This window comes from Goodfellowiella coeruleoviolacea (genome assembly GCF_024171785.1).
Taxonomy (GTDB): Bacteria; Actinomycetota; Actinomycetes; order Mycobacteriales; family Pseudonocardiaceae; genus Goodfellowiella; species Goodfellowiella coeruleoviolacea.
In genome coordinates, this window is the sequence record NZ_JAMTCK010000005.1 from 406,251 (window position 1) to 425,617 (window position 19,367).

18 protein-coding genes and 1 pseudogene are annotated in these 19,367 nt (G+C 72.3%); 4 read left to right on the forward strand and 15 right to left on the reverse strand.

Features of this window, described 5'->3' with window-relative positions; all coding sequences use genetic code 11:
* Positions 1-183: 183 nt before the first annotated feature.
* From LX83_RS13375 to glmS, 3 genes are all read right to left on the reverse strand, one after another.
* Complete coding sequence (locus LX83_RS13375; protein WP_253771186.1) at positions 184-1,833, reverse strand: NAD(P)H-hydrate dehydratase; 1,650 nt, start codon at positions 1,831-1,833, stop codon at positions 184-186.
* Positions 1,834-2,118: 285 nt separating this feature from the next.
* Positions 2,119-2,490 (reverse strand): holo-ACP synthase, encoded by a 372-nt coding sequence (locus LX83_RS13380; protein ID WP_253770943.1) that lies wholly within the window; start codon positions 2,488-2,490, stop codon positions 2,119-2,121.
* A 194-nt stretch (positions 2,491-2,684) separates the two neighbouring features.
* Positions 2,685-4,556 (reverse strand): glutamine--fructose-6-phosphate transaminase (isomerizing), encoded by a 1,872-nt coding sequence (gene glmS, locus LX83_RS13385; RefSeq protein WP_253770945.1) that lies wholly within the window; start codon positions 4,554-4,556, stop codon positions 2,685-2,687.
* Between the two features lie 190 nt (positions 4,557-4,746).
* Here glmS and LX83_RS13390 point away from each other — a divergent pair, with 190 nt between their 5' ends.
* Both LX83_RS13390 and nhaA read left to right on the forward strand, forming a co-directional pair.
* Entirely contained in the window at positions 4,747-5,583 is an 837-nt protein-coding gene (locus LX83_RS13390; protein WP_253770947.1) for a dienelactone hydrolase family protein, read from the forward strand.
* A gap of 117 nt (positions 5,584-5,700) precedes the next feature.
* Positions 5,701-7,599, forward strand: a complete 1,899-nt coding sequence (gene nhaA, locus LX83_RS13395) for a Na+/H+ antiporter NhaA (protein WP_253770949.1) — start codon at positions 5,701-5,703, stop codon at positions 7,597-7,599.
* An 11-nt stretch (positions 7,600-7,610) separates the two neighbouring features.
* On the opposite strand, the gene LX83_RS13400 is transcribed toward nhaA, so the two are convergent.
* Together LX83_RS13400 and LX83_RS13405 are read right to left on the reverse strand one after the other, a co-directional pair.
* Entirely contained in the window at positions 7,611-7,955 is a 345-nt protein-coding gene (locus LX83_RS13400) for a hypothetical protein (RefSeq protein ID WP_253770951.1), read from the reverse strand.
* 270 nt (positions 7,956-8,225) lie between these two features.
* Positions 8,226-8,369 (reverse strand): hypothetical protein, encoded by a 144-nt coding sequence (locus tag LX83_RS13405; RefSeq protein ID WP_253770953.1) that lies wholly within the window; start codon positions 8,367-8,369, stop codon positions 8,226-8,228.
* On the opposite strand from LX83_RS13405, the pseudogene LX83_RS38675 reads away from it, so the two are divergent.
* Both LX83_RS38675 and LX83_RS13410 read left to right on the forward strand, forming a co-directional pair.
* Positions 8,305-8,469: pseudogene (locus LX83_RS38675) on the forward strand (hypothetical protein); the annotation flags it as partial. The gene LX83_RS13405 and the pseudogene LX83_RS38675 overlap by 65 nt on opposite strands.
* 28 nt (positions 8,470-8,497) lie before the next feature.
* Positions 8,498-8,725, forward strand: coding sequence for a helix-turn-helix domain-containing protein (locus LX83_RS13410; protein WP_253770955.1), 228 nt, complete (start codon positions 8,498-8,500; stop codon positions 8,723-8,725).
* Positions 8,726-8,777: 52 nt separating this feature from the next.
* Here the strand turns inward: LX83_RS13410 and LX83_RS13415 are convergent, their stop codons facing one another.
* From LX83_RS13415 to LX83_RS13460, 10 genes are all read right to left on the reverse strand, one after another.
* Positions 8,778-9,272 (reverse strand): hypothetical protein, encoded by a 495-nt coding sequence (locus LX83_RS13415; protein WP_253770957.1) that lies wholly within the window; start codon positions 9,270-9,272, stop codon positions 8,778-8,780.
* Positions 9,273-9,303: 31 nt separating this feature from the next.
* Positions 9,304-12,447 carry an OmpH family outer membrane protein gene (locus LX83_RS13420; protein WP_253770959.1) on the reverse strand — a complete coding sequence of 1,048 codons (3,144 nt, stop codon included), beginning with the start codon at positions 12,445-12,447 and terminating at the stop codon, positions 9,304-9,306.
* On the reverse strand, positions 12,440-12,745 hold the full coding sequence (locus tag LX83_RS13425; RefSeq protein ID WP_253770961.1) for a WXG100 family type VII secretion target: 306 nt from the start codon (positions 12,743-12,745) through the stop codon (positions 12,440-12,442). The genes LX83_RS13420 and LX83_RS13425 overlap by 8 nt, the downstream gene beginning before the upstream one ends.
* 235 nt (positions 12,746-12,980) lie before the next feature.
* Positions 12,981-14,315 carry a phosphoglucosamine mutase gene (gene glmM / locus LX83_RS13430; protein ID WP_253770963.1) on the reverse strand — a complete coding sequence of 445 codons (1,335 nt, stop codon included), beginning with the start codon at positions 14,313-14,315 and terminating at the stop codon, positions 12,981-12,983.
* Positions 14,316-14,606: 291 nt separating this feature from the next.
* On the reverse strand, positions 14,607-15,065 hold the full coding sequence (gene rpsI / locus LX83_RS13435; RefSeq protein WP_407649545.1) for a 30S ribosomal protein S9: 459 nt from the start codon (positions 15,063-15,065) through the stop codon (positions 14,607-14,609).
* 26 nt (positions 15,066-15,091) lie between these two features.
* On the reverse strand, positions 15,092-15,535 hold the full coding sequence (gene rplM / locus LX83_RS13440) for a 50S ribosomal protein L13 (protein WP_253770965.1): 444 nt from the start codon (positions 15,533-15,535) through the stop codon (positions 15,092-15,094).
* Between the two features lie 405 nt (positions 15,536-15,940).
* The gene (locus LX83_RS13445; RefSeq protein ID WP_253770967.1) at positions 15,941-16,231 is read right to left on the reverse strand and encodes a WXG100 family type VII secretion target; all 291 of its coding nucleotides are present in this window, start codon (positions 16,229-16,231) and stop codon (positions 15,941-15,943) included.
* A gap of 71 nt (positions 16,232-16,302) precedes the next feature.
* Positions 16,303-16,614, reverse strand: a complete 312-nt coding sequence (locus tag LX83_RS13450) for a WXG100 family type VII secretion target (protein ID WP_253770968.1) — start codon at positions 16,612-16,614, stop codon at positions 16,303-16,305.
* Between the two features lie 146 nt (positions 16,615-16,760).
* Complete coding sequence (locus LX83_RS13455; RefSeq protein WP_253770969.1) at positions 16,761-17,231, reverse strand: hypothetical protein; 471 nt, start codon at positions 17,229-17,231, stop codon at positions 16,761-16,763.
* A 67-nt stretch (positions 17,232-17,298) separates the two neighbouring features.
* Positions 17,299-19,305 carry a type VII secretion-associated protein gene (locus tag LX83_RS13460; protein ID WP_253770970.1) on the reverse strand — a complete coding sequence of 669 codons (2,007 nt, stop codon included), beginning with the start codon at positions 19,303-19,305 and terminating at the stop codon, positions 17,299-17,301.
* Between the last annotated feature and the right edge of the window lie 62 nt (positions 19,306-19,367).

Here is a 19,367-nt window from a genome sequence, read left to right on the forward strand (position 1 = left end):
TGGAGCCGCGGTGGTTGGAGCCTCAGCGGTGGAGCCGCGGTGGAGAAGCCTCAACCGCGGAGCCGTGGGCGCGGACTCACGGACACGGACGTCACGGGCACGGGCGTCACGGGCACGGCACCGGACTGCGCGGGACCGGCGGCTCGATCGGGTATAGCTCCTCCGGACGACCCGACCGGGCCCTCATCCCGCGCTGACGCTGCCATCCCCTGCCGCAGGTGTCCACCGCGCTACCGCGCCGGCACCCGCCGCCGCGCCGACACCCGCTGCCATGCTGACACCGGCTGCCGTGCTGGCACCCGCTGCCATGCTGGCACCCGCTGCCGCGCCGACACCCGCTGCCGTGCTGGCACCCGCTGCCATGCTGGCACCCGCTGCCATGCTGGCACCCGCTGCCGCGCGCACCGCCCTGATCGCGTCCGGGACCGCGTCCAGCAGGGCTGACGCGCCAATGGGGGCGTTGCGGGCGGCCAGCTCGGCGGCCAGCCCGTGCACCAGGCAGGCGCTGCCAGCGGCCAGCCACGGGTCCATGCCGGCGGCGAGCAGCGAGCCGATCAGCCCGGTGAGTACGTCACCCGAACCCGCCGTGGCCGGCCACGCCGAGCCGGCCCGGTCCACCAGCACCCGGCCGTCCGGCGCGGCCACCACCGTGCTGTGCCCCTTGAGCAGCACGACCGCGTCGAACTGGCTGGCTGCCCGGGTGGCCGCGGCGACCCGGTCCGGGCCCACCTCACCGGCCAGCCTGGCGAACTCCCGGTCGTGCGGGGTGAGCACCACGGGTGTGTCCGGCTCGCGGGCGTCCCACAGGCCGGGGTTGGTGGCCAGCAGGGTGATCGCGTCGGCGTCCACGCAGACCGGCACACCCGCGCCGAGCACGTGGGTCAGCGCCTCGGTCCCAGCCTTGCCGGTGCCCAACCCGGGGCCCACCACCCACGCCTGCACGCGGCCGGCGTCGGCGACCGCCCCCGTGGTCACCGTCTCCGGCCAGCGGGCCCGCACCGCGTCGGCGGCCTGGCCGGCGTAGCGGACCATGCCGGAGGTGGCGTGCACGGCGGCACCGGTGGCCAACACGGCCGCACCAGGGAAGGCGGCGGAACCAGCGGCGATGCCGGTGACCCCCTGGGTGTACTTGTCGTCGTCCGGGCCGGGCACCGGCCAGGCGGCGCCGACCTCGGCGGGCTCCAGCAGCACCAGGTCCGGCTCGCCCAGTTCGGGCCCCAGCCCGATGTCGACCACGCGCACCACGCCGCTGCACGTGGCACCGGCCGCCAGCACGTGGCCGGGCTTGCGGCAGCCGAACGTGACGGTCACCGCCGCCCGCACAGCCGGGCCGGTCACCGCACCGGTGTCCGGGTCGACGCCGCTGGGCAGGTCCACGGCCACCACCGGCGCGGTGATCCGGTCGACCAGGGCCGCCGCGTCCGGCCGCAGCGGGCCGCGCGCGGACAGGCCGACAATGCCGTCCACCACCAGGTCGGCGGCGGCCACCACCGCGCCGGCGGCGGCACCGGTCACGGTGCGCCCGCCGGCCCGCCGCAGTGCGGCCAGCCCGGCGGGGTGGGCGCGGTTCGGGGCCAGCAGCACGGCGGTGACGGCCACGCCACGGCGGCGCAGGAACGCGCCCGCCCACAGCGCGTCACCACCGTTGTTGCCGGCGCCGACCAGCAGCGCCACCCGACGCCCGGCCACGCCGCCGGTGTGCCGCGCCAGCAGCCCGGCCACCTCCGTGGCCACCCCGAAGGCGGCCCGGCGCATCAGCGTGCCGGCCGGCACCACGGCCATCACCCGCTCCTCGGCCGACCGCACGTGGTCCACCGTCCACACGCCCTGCACCGCGCCTACCTCCCGACCGTTGCTGTCTTCGTTGTGCCCGATGCGCCGCCCGGGTTCGACCACGCGGTTCCACCCCCGGTCAGCGCCCTGCTTCTTGTTGGCTCCCGCCTGGCTCCGCCAGCCAACCTGTGTCCATCCCGGCTCCTGCCTGGCTCCACCAGCCGACCTGTCCTTCCAGGCTCCCGCCTGGCTTCACGCCAGGCGACCTGTGTCCATCCAGGCTCCCGCCTGGCTCCGCCAGGCGATCCGCGCTCGCCACCCGGGCGCGGTGTTGCTCCCCCACCGTCACCCCCGCTCAGCCACCACGATCGCGGCGGCCAGGTCGGCGTCGTGGGTGAGTGACACGTGCCAGGTCAGCACGCCCTGGCTGGCGGCGGCCTCGGCGAGCACACCGGCCAGGCGCAGCTGGGGCCGTCCGCCCGGGCCGGTGACCACCTCGCAGTCGCGCAGCCGGTAGCCCGGGGGCGCGCCCATGGCCTTGACCGCCGCTTCCTTGGCCGCGAACCGGGCGGCCAGTGACGCGGCCGAGCGGGGCGACCCACCCGTGGTGAGTCGCTCCTGCTCGCTGAACACCCGGGCAGCCAGTCCCGGGGTGCGGTCCAGGACGGCCGCGAACCGCCGGACGCCGACCAGGTCGGTGCCGATACCCACGATCACCCAGCAAGGGTGCCATTCGCGGACCATGAACGTGCGCCAGCGAGCCCACCGGCTACCCGACGGTGACGGTTCCGTGTCCACCGCCGTCGCGCCAGCCAGCCCGTCCTGCCCGGCGGCCCGTCCTACCCGCTGGCGCGCTCACCCGCGTGCGCTCACCCGCGCCCGCGTGCCGGCCGGCGCCCGCTCGCCGGTGCTCACTCCACGGTGACGGACTTGGCCAGGTTGCGCGGCTTGTCCACGTCGTAGCCCCGGCTGCGGGCGATCTCCGCGGCCAGCACCTGCATCGGCACGGTGGCGACCAGCGGCTGCAACAGGGTCGGCACCGAGGGGATCTCGATCAGGTGGTCGGCGATGGGCCGCACCGTCTCGTCGCCCTCCTCGGCGATCACGATGGTGCGCGCGCCCCTGGCCTGGATCTCGCTGATGTTGGACAGCAGCTTGGCGTGCAGCACGGCCCTGCCCTTGGGGGAGGGCATCACCACCACGACCGGCAGGCCCGGCTCGATCAGCGCGATCGGGCCGTGCTTGAGTTCACCGGCGGCGAAGCCCTCGGCGTGCATGTAGGCCAGTTCCTTGAGCTTGAGGGCGCCCTCCAGGGCGACCGGGTAGCCCACGTGCCGGCCCAGGAACAGCACCGCCTTGGACTCGGCCAGCTCCCGACCGATCTCCCGCACCTGGTCCACAGTGGACAGCACCTGCTCCACCGCGGCGGGCATGGCCGACAGCGCCTCGAACTCGCGGGCCACCTCGTCCGGGTACTTGGTGCCCCTTGCCTGCGCCAGTGCCAGGCCGACCAGGTAGTTGGCGGCGACCTGGGCGAGGAAGGTCTTGGTCGCGGCGACCCCGATCTCCGGGCCGGCGTGGGTGTAGAGCACGGCGTCGGACTCGCGCGGGATCTGCGCGCCGTTGGTGTTGCAGATCGCCAGCACCCTGGCCTTCTGCTCACGGGCGTGGCGCACCGCCTCCAGGGTGTCGGCGGTCTCCCCGGACTGGGAGATCGCCACCACCAGGGTGTCGCGGTCCAGCACCGGGTCGCGGTAGCGGAACTCGCTGGCCAGTTCGGCCTCGACGGGCAGCCGGGTCCAGTGCTCGATCGCGTACTTGGCGACCAGGCCGGAGTGGTAGGCGGTGCCGCAGGCGACCACGAACACCTTGTCCACGTCCCGCAGGTCCTGGTCGGACATGCGCTGCTCGTCCAGCACGATCCGGCCGTCGACGAAGTGCCCGCGCAGCGTGTTGGCCAGCGCCTCGGGCTGCTCCTCGATCTCCTTGAGCATGAAGTAGTCGTGGCCGCCCTTCTCCGCGGCCGACAGGTCCCAGTTGACCTCGAACGGCCGGCCCTCGGCCGGCTCCCCCGCGAAGTCGGTGACCTGGTAGCCCTCGGCGGTGATGGTCACGACCTGGTCCTGGCCGAGTTCCACGGCGTGGCGGGTGTGCTCGATGAACGCGGCCACGTCGGAGGCCAGGAAGGTCTCGCCGTCGCCCACGCCGACCACCAGCGGGGAGGACCGGCGCGCGGCCACGATCCGGCCCGGCTCGCTGGCGTGCGTGACGACCAGCGTGAACGCGCCCTCCAGGCGCCGGCACACGGCCTGGACGCTGGCGGTCAGGTCGCCCCGGGTGGCGGACCCGTCCACGCCGTCGAAGGCCCTGGCGACCAGGTGCGCCACGCTCTCGGTGTCGGTGTCGCTGGCCATCTCCACGCCGGCCGCCTCCAGTTCGGCGCGCAGCGAGGCGAAGTTCTCGATGATGCCGTTGTGCACCACGGCCAGCTGGCCGGTGACGTCCCGGTGGGGGTGGGAGTTGCGGTCGATGGGCGCGCCGTGCGTGGCCCACCTGGTGTGTCCCATGCCGGAGGTGCCGGCGAAGCGGTCCCGGCCCACCTCGTCGAGCCGGGCCTCCAGGTTGGCCAGTCGACCCGCCTTGCGCTCCACGGTCAGCCCGCCAGCGCCGTCCAGCACGGCGACGCCGGCCGAGTCATAGCCCCGGTATTCCAGTTTTCTCAGCCCGTCGAGGACGACCTCAAGCGCCGGCCGGTGTCCCACGTATCCCACGATTCCGCACACACAGGACAGCGTAGCTAGACCACAGACATCACTCGAAAGTGTGGACCGAGCGCGTTTTAGCTGGTCAGCGGGGCCATCACGGACATTTTGGTTTAGACCACAACCGATCGGCGGCGCGCCGGAGCCAGCCGGCGGTTCTCCCCCGGTCTGCCGAGGTCGCCCCGGTCACGATCGACTACCGTCTCCAGCCGTGACACGGACGGCCAAGCAGGCGCTCGACGAGCTCAGCCGGCCAGGTCCGCACGAGGTGCTGCGCGGTGACCTGGCCCTGGTCGGCATGCCCGGCCTGGTGTTCACCCCTCGGTCGGGGCGGGGACTGCCCGCCGTGGCCTTCGGGCATGGTTGGTTGCAGCCGGTGCTCCGGTACCGGGGCCTGCTCCGCCACCTGGCCAGTTGGGGGATCGTGGCGGTGGCGCCCGCGACCCAGACCGGCCCGCTGCCCTCCCACCGGCTGTTCGCCGCGGACCTGTCCACCGCGCTGGACATCTGCACCGGGGTGCGGCTCGGCGACGGGGACATCACCGTGTCCGGTGACCGGCTGGCGGTTGCCGGGCACTCCACCGGCGGCGGCTCCGCCGTGCTCGCGGCCAGCCAGGACGACCGGGTGCGCGCCGTGGTCACCCTGGCGGTGGCGGAAACCCACCCCTCCGCGGTGCGGGCCGCCACCCAGTGCGACATGCCCGGCCTGCACCTGGCCGCCGGCCAGGACCGGGTGGCCCCGTCCGTGGGCCACGCCGAGGCCGTTGCCACCGCCTGGGCCGGCCCGGTCCAGTTGCGCAGCCTGGCCAAGGCCAGCCACCTCGGGTTCACCGAGAGCTGGCACTGGAGCGACCTGCTGCTGGACGGCAAGCCGGAGCGCGCGACCCAACGGTTGGGCCGGGCCCTGATGACCGGGTTCCTGCTGCGCGTCCTCACCAGGAACCGGGGCTACGACGCGCTGCTGGAGAGCGACGCGCGCGGCGCCGCCCTGACCTACCAGCGGACTCCCCGCACCCCGCGCGGCGCCACCTCGGCCAGCCGCCGCTGACCCTGCTGCCGCGGCGCCCCTGTCCCGGCGGCCAGCGCGCCGTCGCCCGGCCGCCCGCCGCCAGGTGGCGATCACCGCCACCGCGCCGGCACGCCGGACAGCGGGCACGATGGCCGGGTGGCCGAACGCGAGGCAGCCGTTCCAGCGCCCTTCTCCGGTCGCAGCGCGTGGGTGCGCAACCTGCAGACGCCGCTGCGCGCGTTCCTGCGCACCTCGGCCAGCAGCGCGACCGTGCTGCTCACCGCGACGCTGGCCGCGCTCGCCTGGGCCAACCTCGCGCCGGCCCACTACGAGTCCTTCTGGCAGACCGACCTGTCGATCAGGCTGGGCGACTGGAGCCTGTCCGAACACCTGCGCTACTGGGTGAACAGCGGCCTGATGACGCTGTTCTTCTTCGTGGTCGGGCTTGAGGCGCGCCGCGAGTTCGACATGGGCGAGTTGCGCGAGCGGCGCCGGGTCACCCTGCCGCTGCTCGCCGGGATCAGCGGCATGCTCGTGCCGGTCCTGGTCTACCTCGCGGTCAACCGCGGCCATCCCTCCGCGCACGGCTGGGGTGTGGCGATGTCGACGGACACCGCGTTCGCCCTCGGCCTGCTCACCCTGGTCGGCTCGCGCTTCCCGCAGCGGTTGCGCGCCTTCATCCTGACCGTGGCCGTGGTGGACGACTTCGTCGCGCTCGCCGTGATCGCGATTGTCTACAGTGGACACGTCGCCCTGCCCGCGCTCCTGGTGGCGCTCGCGGTGTTCGCCGCGACCCTGCTGGCGCGGGCCGGTGGGGTGCGGTACGGGCCGGTGTACGCGGTGCTCGGCGTGGCCGCGTGGGTCGCGCTGGCCGAGTCCGGGGTGGACCCGATCGTCATCGGCCTGGCCATGGGGTTGCTGACCTACGCCTATCCGGCCGCGCGCGGTGACCTCGAACGCGCCAGTGACCTGTTCGTGTCGTTCCGCGAGCAGCCCACGCCGGAGCTGGAGCGGCTGGCGCGGCTCGGGCTCACCTCGGCGATCTCCCCCAACGAACGGCTGCAGAAGCTGTTCCACCCGTGGACCAGCTACGTGATCGTGCCGCTGTTCGCGCTGGCCAACGCCGGCATCGCGATCAACCCCGACCTGCTCGCCCGCGCGGCCAGCTCACCGATCACGCTGGGCGTCCTGTTCAGCTACCTGCTGGGCAAGCCGATCGGCATCATCGGCGCGTCCTGGCTGGCCAGCCGGGTGAGCCGGGGCCGGGTGCGGCCCCCGGTCGGCTGGGCCGCGGTCACCGCCGGCGGCACCATCGCCGGCATCGGCTTCACCGTGTCGCTGCTCATCGCGACCCTCGCCTTCCAGGGCGAACAGCTCGACGAGGCCAAGATCGGCATTCTCGCGGCGGTGCTCTGCGCGTGCCTGGCCACCGGGGTGGTGGCCCTGGTGACCGCGCTGCTGCCGCCGCGCCTGCGCACCAGGGCGCTGCTCGGCACGTCCGAATCCGTCATCGACCTCGCCGCGCCGGTCGACCCCGAACGCGACCACGTACGCGGGCCACTGGACGCGCCGATCACCCTGGTCGAGTACGGCGACTTCGAGTGCCCGTACTGCGGCCAGGGTGAACAGGTCGTCCGCGACCTGCTGGCCGACTTCGGGGATGTTCGCTACGTCTGGCGCCACCTGCCGCTCAACGACGTCCACCCCGCCGCCCAACTGGCCGCGGAGGCCGCGGAGGCCGCCGCCGAACAGGGCGCCTTCTGGGCGATGCACGACCACCTGTTCGACCACCAGGACAAGCTGGGCATGGCCGACCTGATCCGGCACGCCGAACACCTGGGCCTGGACGTCGAGCGGTTCCGCCGGTCCCTGCGCCTGCGCACCGGTGCCGCCAGAATCGCGGAGGACGTGGACTCGGCCGACCTGAGCGGCGTGTCCGGAACGCCGACGTTCTTCATCAACGGGCGACGCCACCACGGCGCGTACGACATCGCCGCCCTGTCGTCAGCGGTGCGGGTCGCCCGGGCCCGCGCGACGATCCACCCCGAGCCCTAGCCGTCAGGGGGTCAGCAGACGACGGTCCGGTCGTAGGTGCCCCACGTCAACTTCCACTCGCGGCTCTGCCCGCTGCGCAGCGTGTTGCACCCGGTGTCGCGACCCCCCTTGACGATGATCTTGATGCGCATCGTCTTCCCGCACTCGTTCCTGACCCAGACGTACTGGGCATCAGCCTGGTTGTCGACGACCCGCGCGATGCACGCCGGCGCGGTTCCCCCCGCCGCCCGCTCCGCAGCGGTGGACGCGGTGGACACGGTGGACGCGGTGGCACCGCCCACACCGAGCAGGCCACCCGCGGCGATCATGCCGGCGGCGAGCACGCCAACCCTCCGCAGCCAGACCAAGAGCTTCATCTCTCCCCCTATCATTGACGACGCACTGTTCGGTGTTCCGAGGAAAGCGACTTCTGACAGCCGCCGTGCTCAGGGGCTGCCAGGAGCCAGAGGAGCAACCTCTCGCTCCAGTACAGCGTCCGCACACGCGCGTGTCGTCAGCAGTGGGTGCACTGTTCTGCGCACTGAGCGCACTACGGCCCCGCAGATTCGGGGGAATCTGCGGTTTCCAGCGGAGCATCACGAGGGGGAAACCATGCGGAAGATGTTCGACAGCAGCGACGTGCCTGTTCACGAGCGCGTGGCAGGCTGGCTGGACGCCACCGAGTCAGCATTGGTGGCCAATGAGTTCCACATCGCAACACCATCATTGTTCGCCGCGCGAATCGATGCCATGTCATTGGGGACTTCGCAGATCACGGCCAGCTCGTACACGGCTTTCACCGCCCGCCGGACGCCCAGGCTGATTCGACGGGCAGATCCGGAGCAATACCACCTGTCCCTCGTCCGGGCAGGACGACTGGGGTTCGAGCAGAACCGCACGCGGATTCTCCTGCACCCCGGTGAACTGGTGTTCTACGACACCTCGTGCCCCTCGGCGGCGCCGTCTCGACCGCTGTCAACGCGACCTGGCCGACCCGAGCCTGCACCACCTGTCCATCGCCGCGATCGCCGCGCGCTGGGGCTTCGCCCGGCCCGCCGACTTCAGCCGCGCCTTCCGGCGCGCGACGGGCATGTCACCTGGCGAGTACCGGCGCGCGCACCGCGGTCGCGGCGAGCCGTCGCCGTAGCTCCCCACGCCTCTCACCAGCGTGGGGAGCGGACCTACCGGGAGCAGGACGGCTAGCTCAGCCAGCTCTGCCCGGACATGTCCTCGTCGTCGTCCTCGATCGGCCGCCGACGCGGTGGCGCCTGCCTTGGCGGCAGCGGTGCGGGTGGGGCGGCGGCCGGCTGCGGGGGGAAGCCGGGCTGCGGGGCGGCCTGGGGCGCGGCCCAGCCGCCGGTCTGCGGCTGGTGGCTGACCGGCGGCGGCACGGCATGCCCTGGGTCGTCGTCCTCGGTGGCGAAGCTCAGCTCGTTGCCGTCGCCCTGCGCCGGTTTCGCCCACGGGTTGCTGGCCCGCTTCGGCTGCTCCTTCTGCTGGTCCAGCTGTGCGAGCTGGCCCTTGATCTCCTCGCGCTGTCTGGCGAACTTCTCGGTGTTCTCCCGCAGCTGCGCGGCGATCCGCTGCTGTTCGGCTCGCAGGTTGCCGGTGATCTCCTCACCGCGGCGACGCGTCTGCGCGAGGTTCTGGTCGAACAACGCCTGGACCCTCGGGTCCACCTGGATCACGCTCATCATTCACCGTCCCGGGCCGACACGGACGACGTCACCTGTCCTCACCCAGCACGCCGTCCAGTTTGCCGCTGCTGTCGAACTTGCCGTGGCTGGCGGGCACGTCATCGAACAGGCTGCCCGTGGTGCGCCACTGGCTGGCACCGCGCTCCTGGTCGCCGCCGCCGCCACCGCCGCCGTGCGCGCCACCGCCCATGCCCATGCCACCCATCATCGGCATGCCACCGCCCATGGCGGAGCCGCTGGTCTGCTGCGGCTGACCGTGGCTGTCCTGCATGGACGCCAGGCCCGGTCCGCTGACCTCGCCGGCCTGCTGCGCGGAGGTGTCCGCCAAGCCGGGGCTGTCGCCGTGGCCGCCGCCGATCTCCTGGTGGCCGAGCATTCCGGAGGACGACACGTCAGCACCGGCCGGTCCCCAGATGCCCCCCTGGCCACTGCTGCCGCCGAAGCCGGCCGACTGCATGCTGGTGCTGTCCGCGGCCGGGCCAACGCCCAGGTCGCCACCGCGGTGCCAGGCCCCGCTGTCGTTGAACGCCGGCATGGTGTGCACACCACCGTCAGCCGCACCGCCGCCGGCGAAACCACCGCCGAAACCAGCACCAGCACCGCCGGCGAACCCAGCACCGCCGGCGAAACCACCAGCGGCGGCACCACCGGCGAAACCACCGTCCGCGGCGCCGCCACCCAGGCCACCGGGGACAAAACCACCGCCGATCGCGCCGCCGGCACCACCGCCGTGCGCGGCGCCCGCCTCCAGCGTGGTCCAGCCGCTCTGCTGCGTGGGCTCCGGCGGCGACCACCCACCCGACGCCACGTCACCGAACACGGCCGAGCCAGCGCTGGCCGAGCCCACGACCGAGCCGACGCCGGTCCCGACGGCGTGGCCGGCGCTGGCCACGCTGCCCTCCATGGTGTGCACCCCACCGACAGCCCCCGGGCCGATCCGCTGCTCCATGGTCTGGGCCTCGGTGCTCCGCCACTCCATGGTGTGCGCGCCGGCCAGTCCACCGGCAGCGCCCGACCGGCCGTCGGCGCCGAAGTCGGAGTGGTAGGTCTTGGCCGCCGCCCCGTCGCCGTTGTCCACGCTCAGCGTGATCTGGCCGGTCTTCGGGTCGAGCTGGGCGGTGATCGTGGTGTTGCCGTCGTGGATCACGGCCCGGCCGTCCGGGCCGGCCTGCACCGGGATGGCGCCATCGGCACCGCCCTGCCCCACGCCGCCCAACCCAGAACTTCCCAGGCCAGCACCACCCAGGCCAGCGCCACCCAGACCGGCGCCGGTCAGCCCGGTCGGCTGGCCAACACCCGGCTGGCCGAGACCAGGCTGACCGACACCAGGCTGGCCAACACCAGGCTGGCCAACACCAGGCTGGCCAACACCAGGCTGGCCGAGCCCGGCCTGCCCAGTGCCTACGCCGAGGCCGCCCGCCCCGAGAGCACCCGAGCCACCAGCACCAACGCCACCGGGGCCAACGCCACCCGCGCCGGTACCAGCTCCGCCCTGGCCGGTGCCGAAGTCGATGTCGTAGGTCTTCGGCTGCCCGTCCGGGCCGGTGATCTGCAGCTTGGCGTGACCCTGCTGGTCCGGCCGGTCGACCGTGATCTCGTTGTCGCCGTCCTTGACACTGAACGACTCGCGGGTCTGGTCACCCAGCAGGCCGTCGGGCCGGCCGTCACCGTTGGTGTCCAGGTCGGGCTGGCCGTCACCGTCCTTGTCCTGCATGGAGTTCTGCAGGTCCTGCTGGGCCTTCTGCAGTTCCTCCTGGGCCTTCTTCTGCTGTTCGGCGATCTCGCCCTGGTCGATGCCACCGGTACCGCTACCGCCGCCGGTGTCCCCGCCCCCGGTGCCACCACCGGGCACGCCGGAGGACCCACCGCCCGGCATGCCGGAGGAACTGCCCCCGGGCATGCCCGTCGAGCCACCCGGGCCGCCCTTGTCGCCGCCCTGCTGGTTGCCACCCTGCTGGCCGGTGCCCTGCTGGCCGGTGAACGGCGGCGGGTCACCGACCTCGCCCAGTGCCTTGTCCTTCACCTGCTGGTCCAACGTGGACAGCAGGGTGTCGTAGTCGGTCTGGACGCCCTGCTGCACGGTGGTGCAGTAGCCGTCGAAGGACTGCTTCTTGCTGTCGAACTCACCGCAGAACGCCTGGAGCTTGGCCTTGGCCTCGTCCATGATGTTCTTCTTGATCTGCTCGGCGGCGTCCTTGGCCCCGGTGATACCGCCGATGATGCCGCCGATGGCGCCGCCGAGGATGAACCCCTTGATCTCGTTCCAGACGACGCTGCTGATGCTGGAGAACCAGTCGCCCGCGTCCAGGTCACCCGGCAGGATCGCGCCGGCCGCCTTGCGGATGTTGTCCCGCACCTCGTCGACCGTCTGGTCGCCGCACTTCTCCGAGTACAGGTCGTGGACCTGCTGGGCGAACTCCTTGACCTTGGTCTGGATGCCGCCCACCGCGGCCGTGATCGTGCCCGGCGCCTGCTTGGTGTCCTGCACCATGCCGCCGGCCGCGCCGAGGAACTTGCCGTTGTAGGCGTTGCCCGCCTCGGCCGCGTCACCGGTCCACCCGCTCAGCGTGGAGAAGGACCGCCCCAGCTCGTTGTGGGCGGTGTCCATCTTGCCGGTGGCGTCGTTGATCTTGTTGGCGTCGTCGCGGAACGCGCCGAAGTCGATGCCGCGGACCTCGTCGTAGTTGCGGTAGATGTCGTTGTTGAGGTCGGGCGCCTGGCCGTTGCCGCCGATCACCTTGCTGGCCTGGGCGTAGAGCGGGATGAACTTCTCGAAGAAGCGCAGCCCTGGCGCGCCCGCGTCGAGCAGTTCGTCCGAGGTCTTGAAGTCGCCGTTCTCGTTCAGGGTCTGCTGGGTGCGGCCCAGCTCGCTCTGCTCGTTGGCGCGGGCGACCGCCTGGTCGGCCTCGTCGTCGGACATGGCGAAGTTGCTCTGCGACACCGCGTCGTGGGCCAGGCTGGTGGGCACGCTGGTGCCCAGGGTGAGGATGGCGGCCGCGGTGTCCAGCGCGCCCCAGTCGCTGGGCAGGTCAACGCCGTTGGCCTCGGCGTACCGCTTGACGTCCTCCTCCGATCCGCCCGACGAGTAGAGCGCGCGGACCAGTTCCTTCTTGGTGTCGCCGGGAACGTTCGGGTCGTCCAGCAGCCGCTTGATCTCGTTCTGGTCAGCCACCGTCGGTCCCCTTGAACGCGTTGGCGTTGTCGCTCTCCTGCTGCTCGTAGGTGCTGGCCACGTCCTTGAGCCGGAGCGCCACGTTGTTGGCTTCCTTGCCGAACGCCTCGATGTTGGCCTTCAACCGGTCGAACACCGCCCGGTACTTGCCCTCGAACCCCTGGAAATGCCGGCCAACCTGGCCCGCGCCGACCGCTGGGTCGACGGAACTCCGCAGGTCGATGAGATCACCACCGTGCGTCTCGTACTGCCCGGCCACCGTGGTGAGATCGCCGGGCTGGACGCCGTAGCCAGCCATTGTTTCCTACCCCTCCCCGTGTCCCGCTCTCCGACGCTGCCAGGGCGTGGCGGGTTCCCGGGCCAGACTGTGTTCCAGGTCCAGACTGTCAGGTTTACCCGACGCCCACCCCCACCTCGACGGGGTCGGTTGCCTTTGTGAAGCCACGCGGTCAGCGAAACGGGCCGGCACCCGGATGCTGGTCAGCACCCGTGTTCCGACCCGTGACCGCCGGTGCGCGTCCGCGCGGGGTGACTCAGACCACCGAGGACACCACACCGGCCAGGCGGCGCGCGGCCGACTCGGCCACCTCGTGGGTGGCGGCCTCCACCATGACCCGGACCAGCTGCTCGGTGCCGGAGGGGCGCAGCAGCACCCGGCCGGCCTCACCCAGTTCGGCCTGGACCGCGGCGACCGCCTCGCTCACGGCGTTGTCCCTGGCCACCGCGGTCTTGTCGGCGACCCGCACGTTCACCAGCACCTGCGGCAGCCGGCGCATCACCGAGGCCAGCTCGGCCAGCGGCTGCCCGGCCTGGACCACCCGGGCCATCAGGCGCAGCGCGGTGAGCAGGCCGTCACCGGTGGTGGCGTAGCTGGGCAGCACCACGTGCCCGGACTGCTCCCCGCCCAGCGAGTAGCCGCCGGAGCGCAGCTCCTCCAGCACGTAGCGGTCGCCGACCTTGGTGGTGCGCACCCGCACGCCCTGCTCGCGCATGGCCAGGTGCAGGCCGAGGTTGCTCATCACCGTGGCCACCAGGGTGTTCTCGGCCAGCTCCCCGGACTCCTTGAGCGCCAGCGCGAGCACGGCCATGATCTGGTCGCCGTCCACCTCGGCACCGGTGGCGTCCACGGCCAGGCACCGGTCGGCGTCCCCGTCGTGGGCGATGCCCAGGTCGGCGTGGTGCTCGCGGACGGCGGCGCGCAGCACGTCCACGTGGGTGGAGCCGCAGCCGTCGTTGATGTTCAGCCCGTCCGGGGTGGCGTGGATGGCGATCACCTCGGCGCCGGCCCGGCGGTAGGCCTCGGGCGCGGCGGCCGAGGCCGCCCCGTTGGCGCAGTCGACCACCACGCGCAGGCCGTCCAGCCGCTGCGGGGTGGCGGCCAGCAGGTGGTCGGTGTAGCGGTGCACCGCGTCGGTGATGTCGCGGACCCGGCCCACGCCCGCGCCGGTCGGCCGGACCGCGTCCTCGCGCAGCCGCTCGGCGATCTCGTCCTCGACCGCGTCGGCCAGCTTGTGCCCGCCCCGGGCGAACAGCTTCACGCCGTTGTCCGGCATGGGGTTGTGCGAGGCGGAGATCATCACGCCGAGGTCGGCGGAGAGTTCACCGACCAGGTGGGCCACCCCGGGCGTGGGCAGCACGCCCACGCGCAGCACGTCCGCGCCGGCCGAGGTGAGCCCGGCGGTCACGGCCGCCTCCAGCATCTCCCCACTGGCGCGCGGATCTCGGCCGACCACGGCGACCGGCCGGTGGGTCCGGTCGTGTTCGCCGAGCACCCGGGCCGCCGCGCTCGCGACGGACAGGGCCAGTTCTGGCGTGAGGTCGGAATTGGCTAGGCCGCGCACCCCGTCGGTGCCAAAGAGGCGAGCCATGGTCGATGCAACCTCCACAGTGGACCGCTATCAACCGGAAACACTGCCAGCCCCGGCGGCCGGCAGCGACACGATCACGCTCCGGCGCGGGCACAGTCCCGACCGGAGGAACAGCAGCAGGAACGAACAGAACCGCTTGAGCACGCAATAACGGGGTGGAGAAAGCACTGCGGGAGCAGCCGCTCCCATGGAAACGTCCAAAGGAGAACGGCTGCTCCCGCAGTGTGAGTTGCCGGAAACCCGCGAGCCGGGGCTGTCGGGCCAGCGCTCGTCGTGGCGGTCGGAGCCGCCTCAGCGCTTGCTGTACTGAGGCGCCTTGCGAGCCTTCTTCAGACCGTACTTCTTGCGCTCCTTGACCCGGGGGTCGCGGGTCAGGAAGCCGGCGCGCTTGAGCGCGGGACGGTCGTCGGAGTCCACCTCGATGAGGGCACGGGCGATGGCCAACCGCAGCGCGCCGGCCTGACCCGTGGTACCGCCACCCTTGAGGTTGGCGATGATGTCGAAGCTCTCCTGCTTCTCGATGGTCACCAGGGGCTCGCGGATGAGCTGCTGGTGCACCTTGTTCGGGAAGTACTGCTCCAGCGTCTTCCCGTTCAGCTTGAAGTTGCCGGAACCGGGCACCAGCCGCACGCGGACCACGGCCTCCTTGCGGCGGCCGACGGTCTGCACCAGGCGCTGGTCCGCCGGGTCGGCGTACTGCACGGCCTCGACGTACTCGGGCTCGGGAGTGGTCGTCTCAGGAGTGGTCACGGGGACTTCCTCGGTGTACTCGTCGCTCACTGGGCGATCTTGCGGATCTCGTACGGCTGCGGCTGCTGGGCCGTGTGCGGGTGCTCAGGGCCGGCGTAGACCTTGAGCTTCTTGCCCATGGCCCGGCCGAGGCGGTTCTTGGGCAGCATGCCCTTGATGGTCTTCTCGACCAACCGCTCGGGGAACTTGTCCAGCATCTCGCCGAACGACCGCTTGCGCAGGCCACCGGGGTGGCCGCTGTGGCGGTACACGAACTCCTGGTCGCGCTTGCTCCCAGTGAGGGCCACCTTGTCGGCATTGACGATGACGACGAAGTCACCGGTGTCGACATGCGGGGCGTAGGTTGGCTTGTGCTTGCCACGCAGCAGCGTTGCGACCTGCGTGGCGAGCCGGCCGAGCACCACGTCCTCGGCGTCGATCACGTGCCAGGCGCGGGTCACCTCGCCGGCCTTCGGGCTGTACGTGCGCACGGGTCTACCTCGTCGTCACTTGCGTCTGGGGTGTCGTTGCGGCGGCCACTCCTGCCAGTCCCCGTCGCTGCCGGCCCTCCAGGTCGGAGCTTGTGGACCGGAATCAGTCGAGACAGGTATGCCACGACAGGCACCGCACAACAAGCTAAGAGAGTACCCGGAGGGGGACAGCAGGGTCAAAACGGGGCCAAGTCACCCGGCCGGGGGCCGCCACCCAGCCTAACGGGTGACCTGACTCGGGTCTGCGGCGGCCGGCTGACCAGGAGGGACGCCGACCAGGCCGGACACCGGGCAGCCGGCACCCGGCCCGGGCAGCGGCCCGCGCCCGGACACGCACGTGGGCCCCGAGTCGCCCCGGGGCCCACGAAACAACCACCGCGATGTCACACCGGCGAGCCGGCCAGTTCAGCTCCAGCGGCCCTGGTTGGCCCGCTCAGCCTGCTCGTAGGCCTCGTTGGCCTGCTGCACGGCGGTACCGATGGAGGCCAGCACCTGCTGGATGTCGGCGGCCGAGGTGTCCCACTTCTGCTGCGCCTCCTGGTAGGCGCCGGAGGCGGAACCTTCCCACTGGGCCAGGACCGGCTGCAGGCGGCTCTTCAGGTCGTCCAGCTGCTGCTGCACCTTCTGGGCCGCGCTGGAGATGTTGCCCGCGGCCTCGCCGATGACCGCGAAGTCAACCTTGATCTGGTCGCTCATTTTCTCCCCTTGTGAAAGAAGTCAAGAAGTGTGGAAGCAAGAAAGAAAAAACTTTGGGAAAGAAAGCGGGCTCAGCCGCCCAGCCGCGAGGTGATGGAGGACATCGCCTGGGACTGCTCCTCCTCCTGCTGGATGTAGGTCTGGGCCGACCCCTGCATCTGCTCGGAGATCGACTGCAGCGCCTCGCTCAGCTTGCGGGCGTCGTCGTTGAACCGCTCCATCAGCTGGTGGAAGGCGGTCGCGGCGGAGCCGACCCACGCGCCCTCCAGGCTGCTCAGCTGACCGGACAGCGAGGTCAGGATCCCGTTGGTCTCCTGGTTCACGTTGTCGATGTCCTTGGCGGCCTGCAGCATCACGTCGCTACCGGTTGCGTAACCAGCCATTGGGTGTGACCCCCTTCATCGGGTGTTCGTCGTACGTCTTGCTTCGTACGCCTCTTGTGATGGAGACAGTGCCATGTTCGGTTCCACGCTGTCTCCGATTCTTCTCAAGTAGTTGCTCGCGTTAACGCTGGCGGCGGGAACCGGGGCTAGGAAAGGATTCGCTCTTGCGAAAAGTCCTCGTCATCGTCGTCCGGGTAGGACTGTCGCCCACCGGACGCCCGACGTCTGCCACGGCCGTCCGACACCACGTCATCGCGTTGCCACCGGCTTGATCCTTGCCTACCGGTGTCCTGCCCCGACTCCGACCCCGGCTGTGCCCCTGGTTTGGCCGGGTCGGCCAGCAGTTCCTCGCCCTCGGGCAGCTGGTCCACGGGCAACCGCTGGTCCTGGCGGAACCCGGTGGCCGCGCGCCGCAGCGCCGGCCCGGTCAACTCGTCCCGCCGCGGGGTGACCCGCCTGCCCCGGACCCGGTCGGCCAGTTCCCGGTTGTCGTTGCGGAACGCGGCGCTGACCGCGGACGCCTCGGCCGCGGCGCGGCGGCCCCTGGTCAGTGCCGCGTCCACTTCGGACCGGAAGCGGGCGAAGGCGTCACTGGTCGCGTGTGCTGGCCCGGTCATGGCCTGTTCCCTTCCGCAGCTCGGCTCCGACAGCGTCCACCGGGCACCGGTGCCCGGACAACGCGCCTCAGCCGGTGATGTCCAAAGTGCGCACGATCTCCTCGCAGGCCGACCGCACCTGGTTCTGCCCGGCTTCGCTGTACTGGCAGCCGACGCTGACCTGGGTCCTGCCCTCGAACAGCACGTACCAGTCGACCGTCGCCCCGTCGAGGCTCTCCTGGTAGTGGCTGACATTCTTCCCGGCGAAATCCTGTTCCGCGGTGAAACCGGAGAACCGCGGCCCGGCCTGGGCCACCACCTGGCGCAGTTCGTCCACGGCCCGCTGCCGGTTGGCCGTGCTGTCGTAGCCGAGCAGGTACTCCTGCACCGCGACCAGGTCCCGCTCGGTGCGCGGCTGGTCCGGTTTCAGCTGGACCTTCCGCTCCTCGGGGGAACCACCGGACTGGCTCCACCCGCCCGGCAAGGTGAAGATGTACTCGTACTGGGCGATCTGCCGCCCGGACGGCTGGGTGGCCGAGGTGCCCGGTTGCGCCGTGCCCCCCGGCGTGGTCGCGTCACCGCGCGGCCAGAACACCAGGGCGGCGCCCACCACCGCGGCCAGGGCCACCACCCCACCCACCACCAGCCAGGGCGTGCTGGACCGACCGGGCCGCACCGGAGCCGGACCGGCGGACCGCTGCCCGGCGGGCAGGGGTCCGGTGCCGGGAAAGGCCGGGCCACCCGGTCCGGCGAATCCCGACGGCACCGCGTGGGTGGGCGGGGGCAGCGTGCCCGCCGCCGGGAACTGGCTGCCCAGCGGGCTCACCGCCGGTCCGCCCACCGGGGTGGCCGGGGGAAACGCCGGCCCGGGAAACGCCGGGTGGCCGGCGGCCGGCCCGGGTGGGCCACCCGGTCGGTGGGCGGCGGGCGGGGCGGCCACCGGCGGGCCGGACCGGGCCGCGACCACGTTGCCGGTGCGGTCCGGGTCCAGGCTGACCGCGCGCAGCGCTCCCCTGGCCACCACGGTCTCGGGCTGGTCGATGCTGGTCGGCACCACCCCGGTGCGCTCGTGCACCAGCCGGGCCACCAGCGGGATCCGGCTGGACCCGCCGACCAGGAACACCCCGGCCAGCTGGTCCGGCCGCAGGCCCGCCTCGCGCACGGTGTCCACCACCAGCTCGGCCGCCCGGCCCAGCGGCTCGGCGATCAGCCCCTCCAGGTCGGCCCTGGTGACGTGGGCGTCGGGAAACGGCGGCGGCAGCGGCACGTCCGTGTAGGTGTGCCGGGACAGCGTCTCCTTGGCCCCCCTGATGTCCTGCCACAGCACCCGGCGGCGCCGCCGGTCGGCGATCTCCCGGCCGGCCACCAGCTCCTGCCACCCGTCCGGGTCCTCCCGGCCCACCAGCGAACCCACGTGCTGGAGCAGGGCGTGGTCGATGTCGGTGCCGCCGAAGGTGGGATCGCCCTTGGTGGCCAGCACCTGGAACCCCGGCCGGCCCGAACCGGGTGCGCCGCCGTCGCCGCGGCGCACCACGCTGGCGTCCACGGTGCCGCCGCCCAGGTCGAGCACGGCCAGCGCGGCCCCCGGGGCACCGGCCCCGGACGCGGCCCCGGCCGGGGCGAACATGGCGGCGTGGTACACGGCGGCGGCCACCGGTTCCGGCACCAGCACCAGTTCGTGCGCCAGGCCGTGGCCGGCCTGGCGGAGCACCCGGGTGCGGACCGCGCCCCAGTCCGCCGGGTGGGTGAGCACCAGCAGGTCCACGGCCGCGCCGCCGGCCAGCCGCCGGGCCTCGCCCACGGCCCGGGTGAGCACCGCGCGCACCACGTCCACCACGTGCACCACGGAGTCGCCCAGCAGCAGCTCACCCTCGTCCACCCGCCGCTTGGGGTGCGGCTCGTAGCGGGCCGGGTCCACCGCCGCCTGCCGCTCGGCCTCCTGTCCGACGAACAGCGTGCCGTCGGCGGCGGCGAACACCGAGGACGGCACCAGCGGCTGCCCGTCGAACACCACGACCTGGGGCTCGCGGCCCTGGATGGACACCGCGGCACACGTGCTCGACGTGCCGAAGTCCACGGCGACGTGCAGGCTCATCAGCGACCCCCCGGGTCGGGCAGGTCCGGGTCGGGCATCGACCTGGCTGGCGGCAATGCTCT

Excerpts from the sequence above, each read along its gene's own strand:
- LX83_RS13445 (WP_253770967.1), bottom strand. The coding sequence starts at position 16,231 with ATGAGCGACCAGATCAAGGTTGACTTCGCGGTCATCGGCGAGGCCGCG.
- glmM (WP_253770963.1), bottom strand. The coding sequence starts at position 14,315 with ATGGCTCGCCTCTTTGGCACCGACGGGGTGCGCGGCCTAGCCAATTCC.
- LX83_RS13450 (WP_253770968.1), bottom strand. The coding sequence starts at position 16,614 with ATGGCTGGTTACGCAACCGGTAGCGACGTGATGCTGCAGGCCGCCAAG.
- LX83_RS13425 (WP_253770961.1), bottom strand. The coding sequence starts at position 12,745 with ATGGCTGGCTACGGCGTCCAGCCCGGCGATCTCACCACGGTGGCCGGG.
- LX83_RS13460 (WP_253770970.1), bottom strand. The coding sequence starts at position 19,305 with ATGAGCCTGCACGTCGCCGTGGACTTCGGCACGTCGAGCACGTGTGCC.
- LX83_RS13415 (WP_253770957.1), bottom strand. The coding sequence starts at position 9,272 with ATGAGCGTGATCCAGGTGGACCCGAGGGTCCAGGCGTTGTTCGACCAG.
- LX83_RS13455 (WP_253770969.1), bottom strand. The coding sequence starts at position 17,231 with ATGACCGGGCCAGCACACGCGACCAGTGACGCCTTCGCCCGCTTCCGG.
- LX83_RS13400 (WP_253770951.1), bottom strand. The coding sequence starts at position 7,955 with ATGAAGCTCTTGGTCTGGCTGCGGAGGGTTGGCGTGCTCGCCGCCGGC.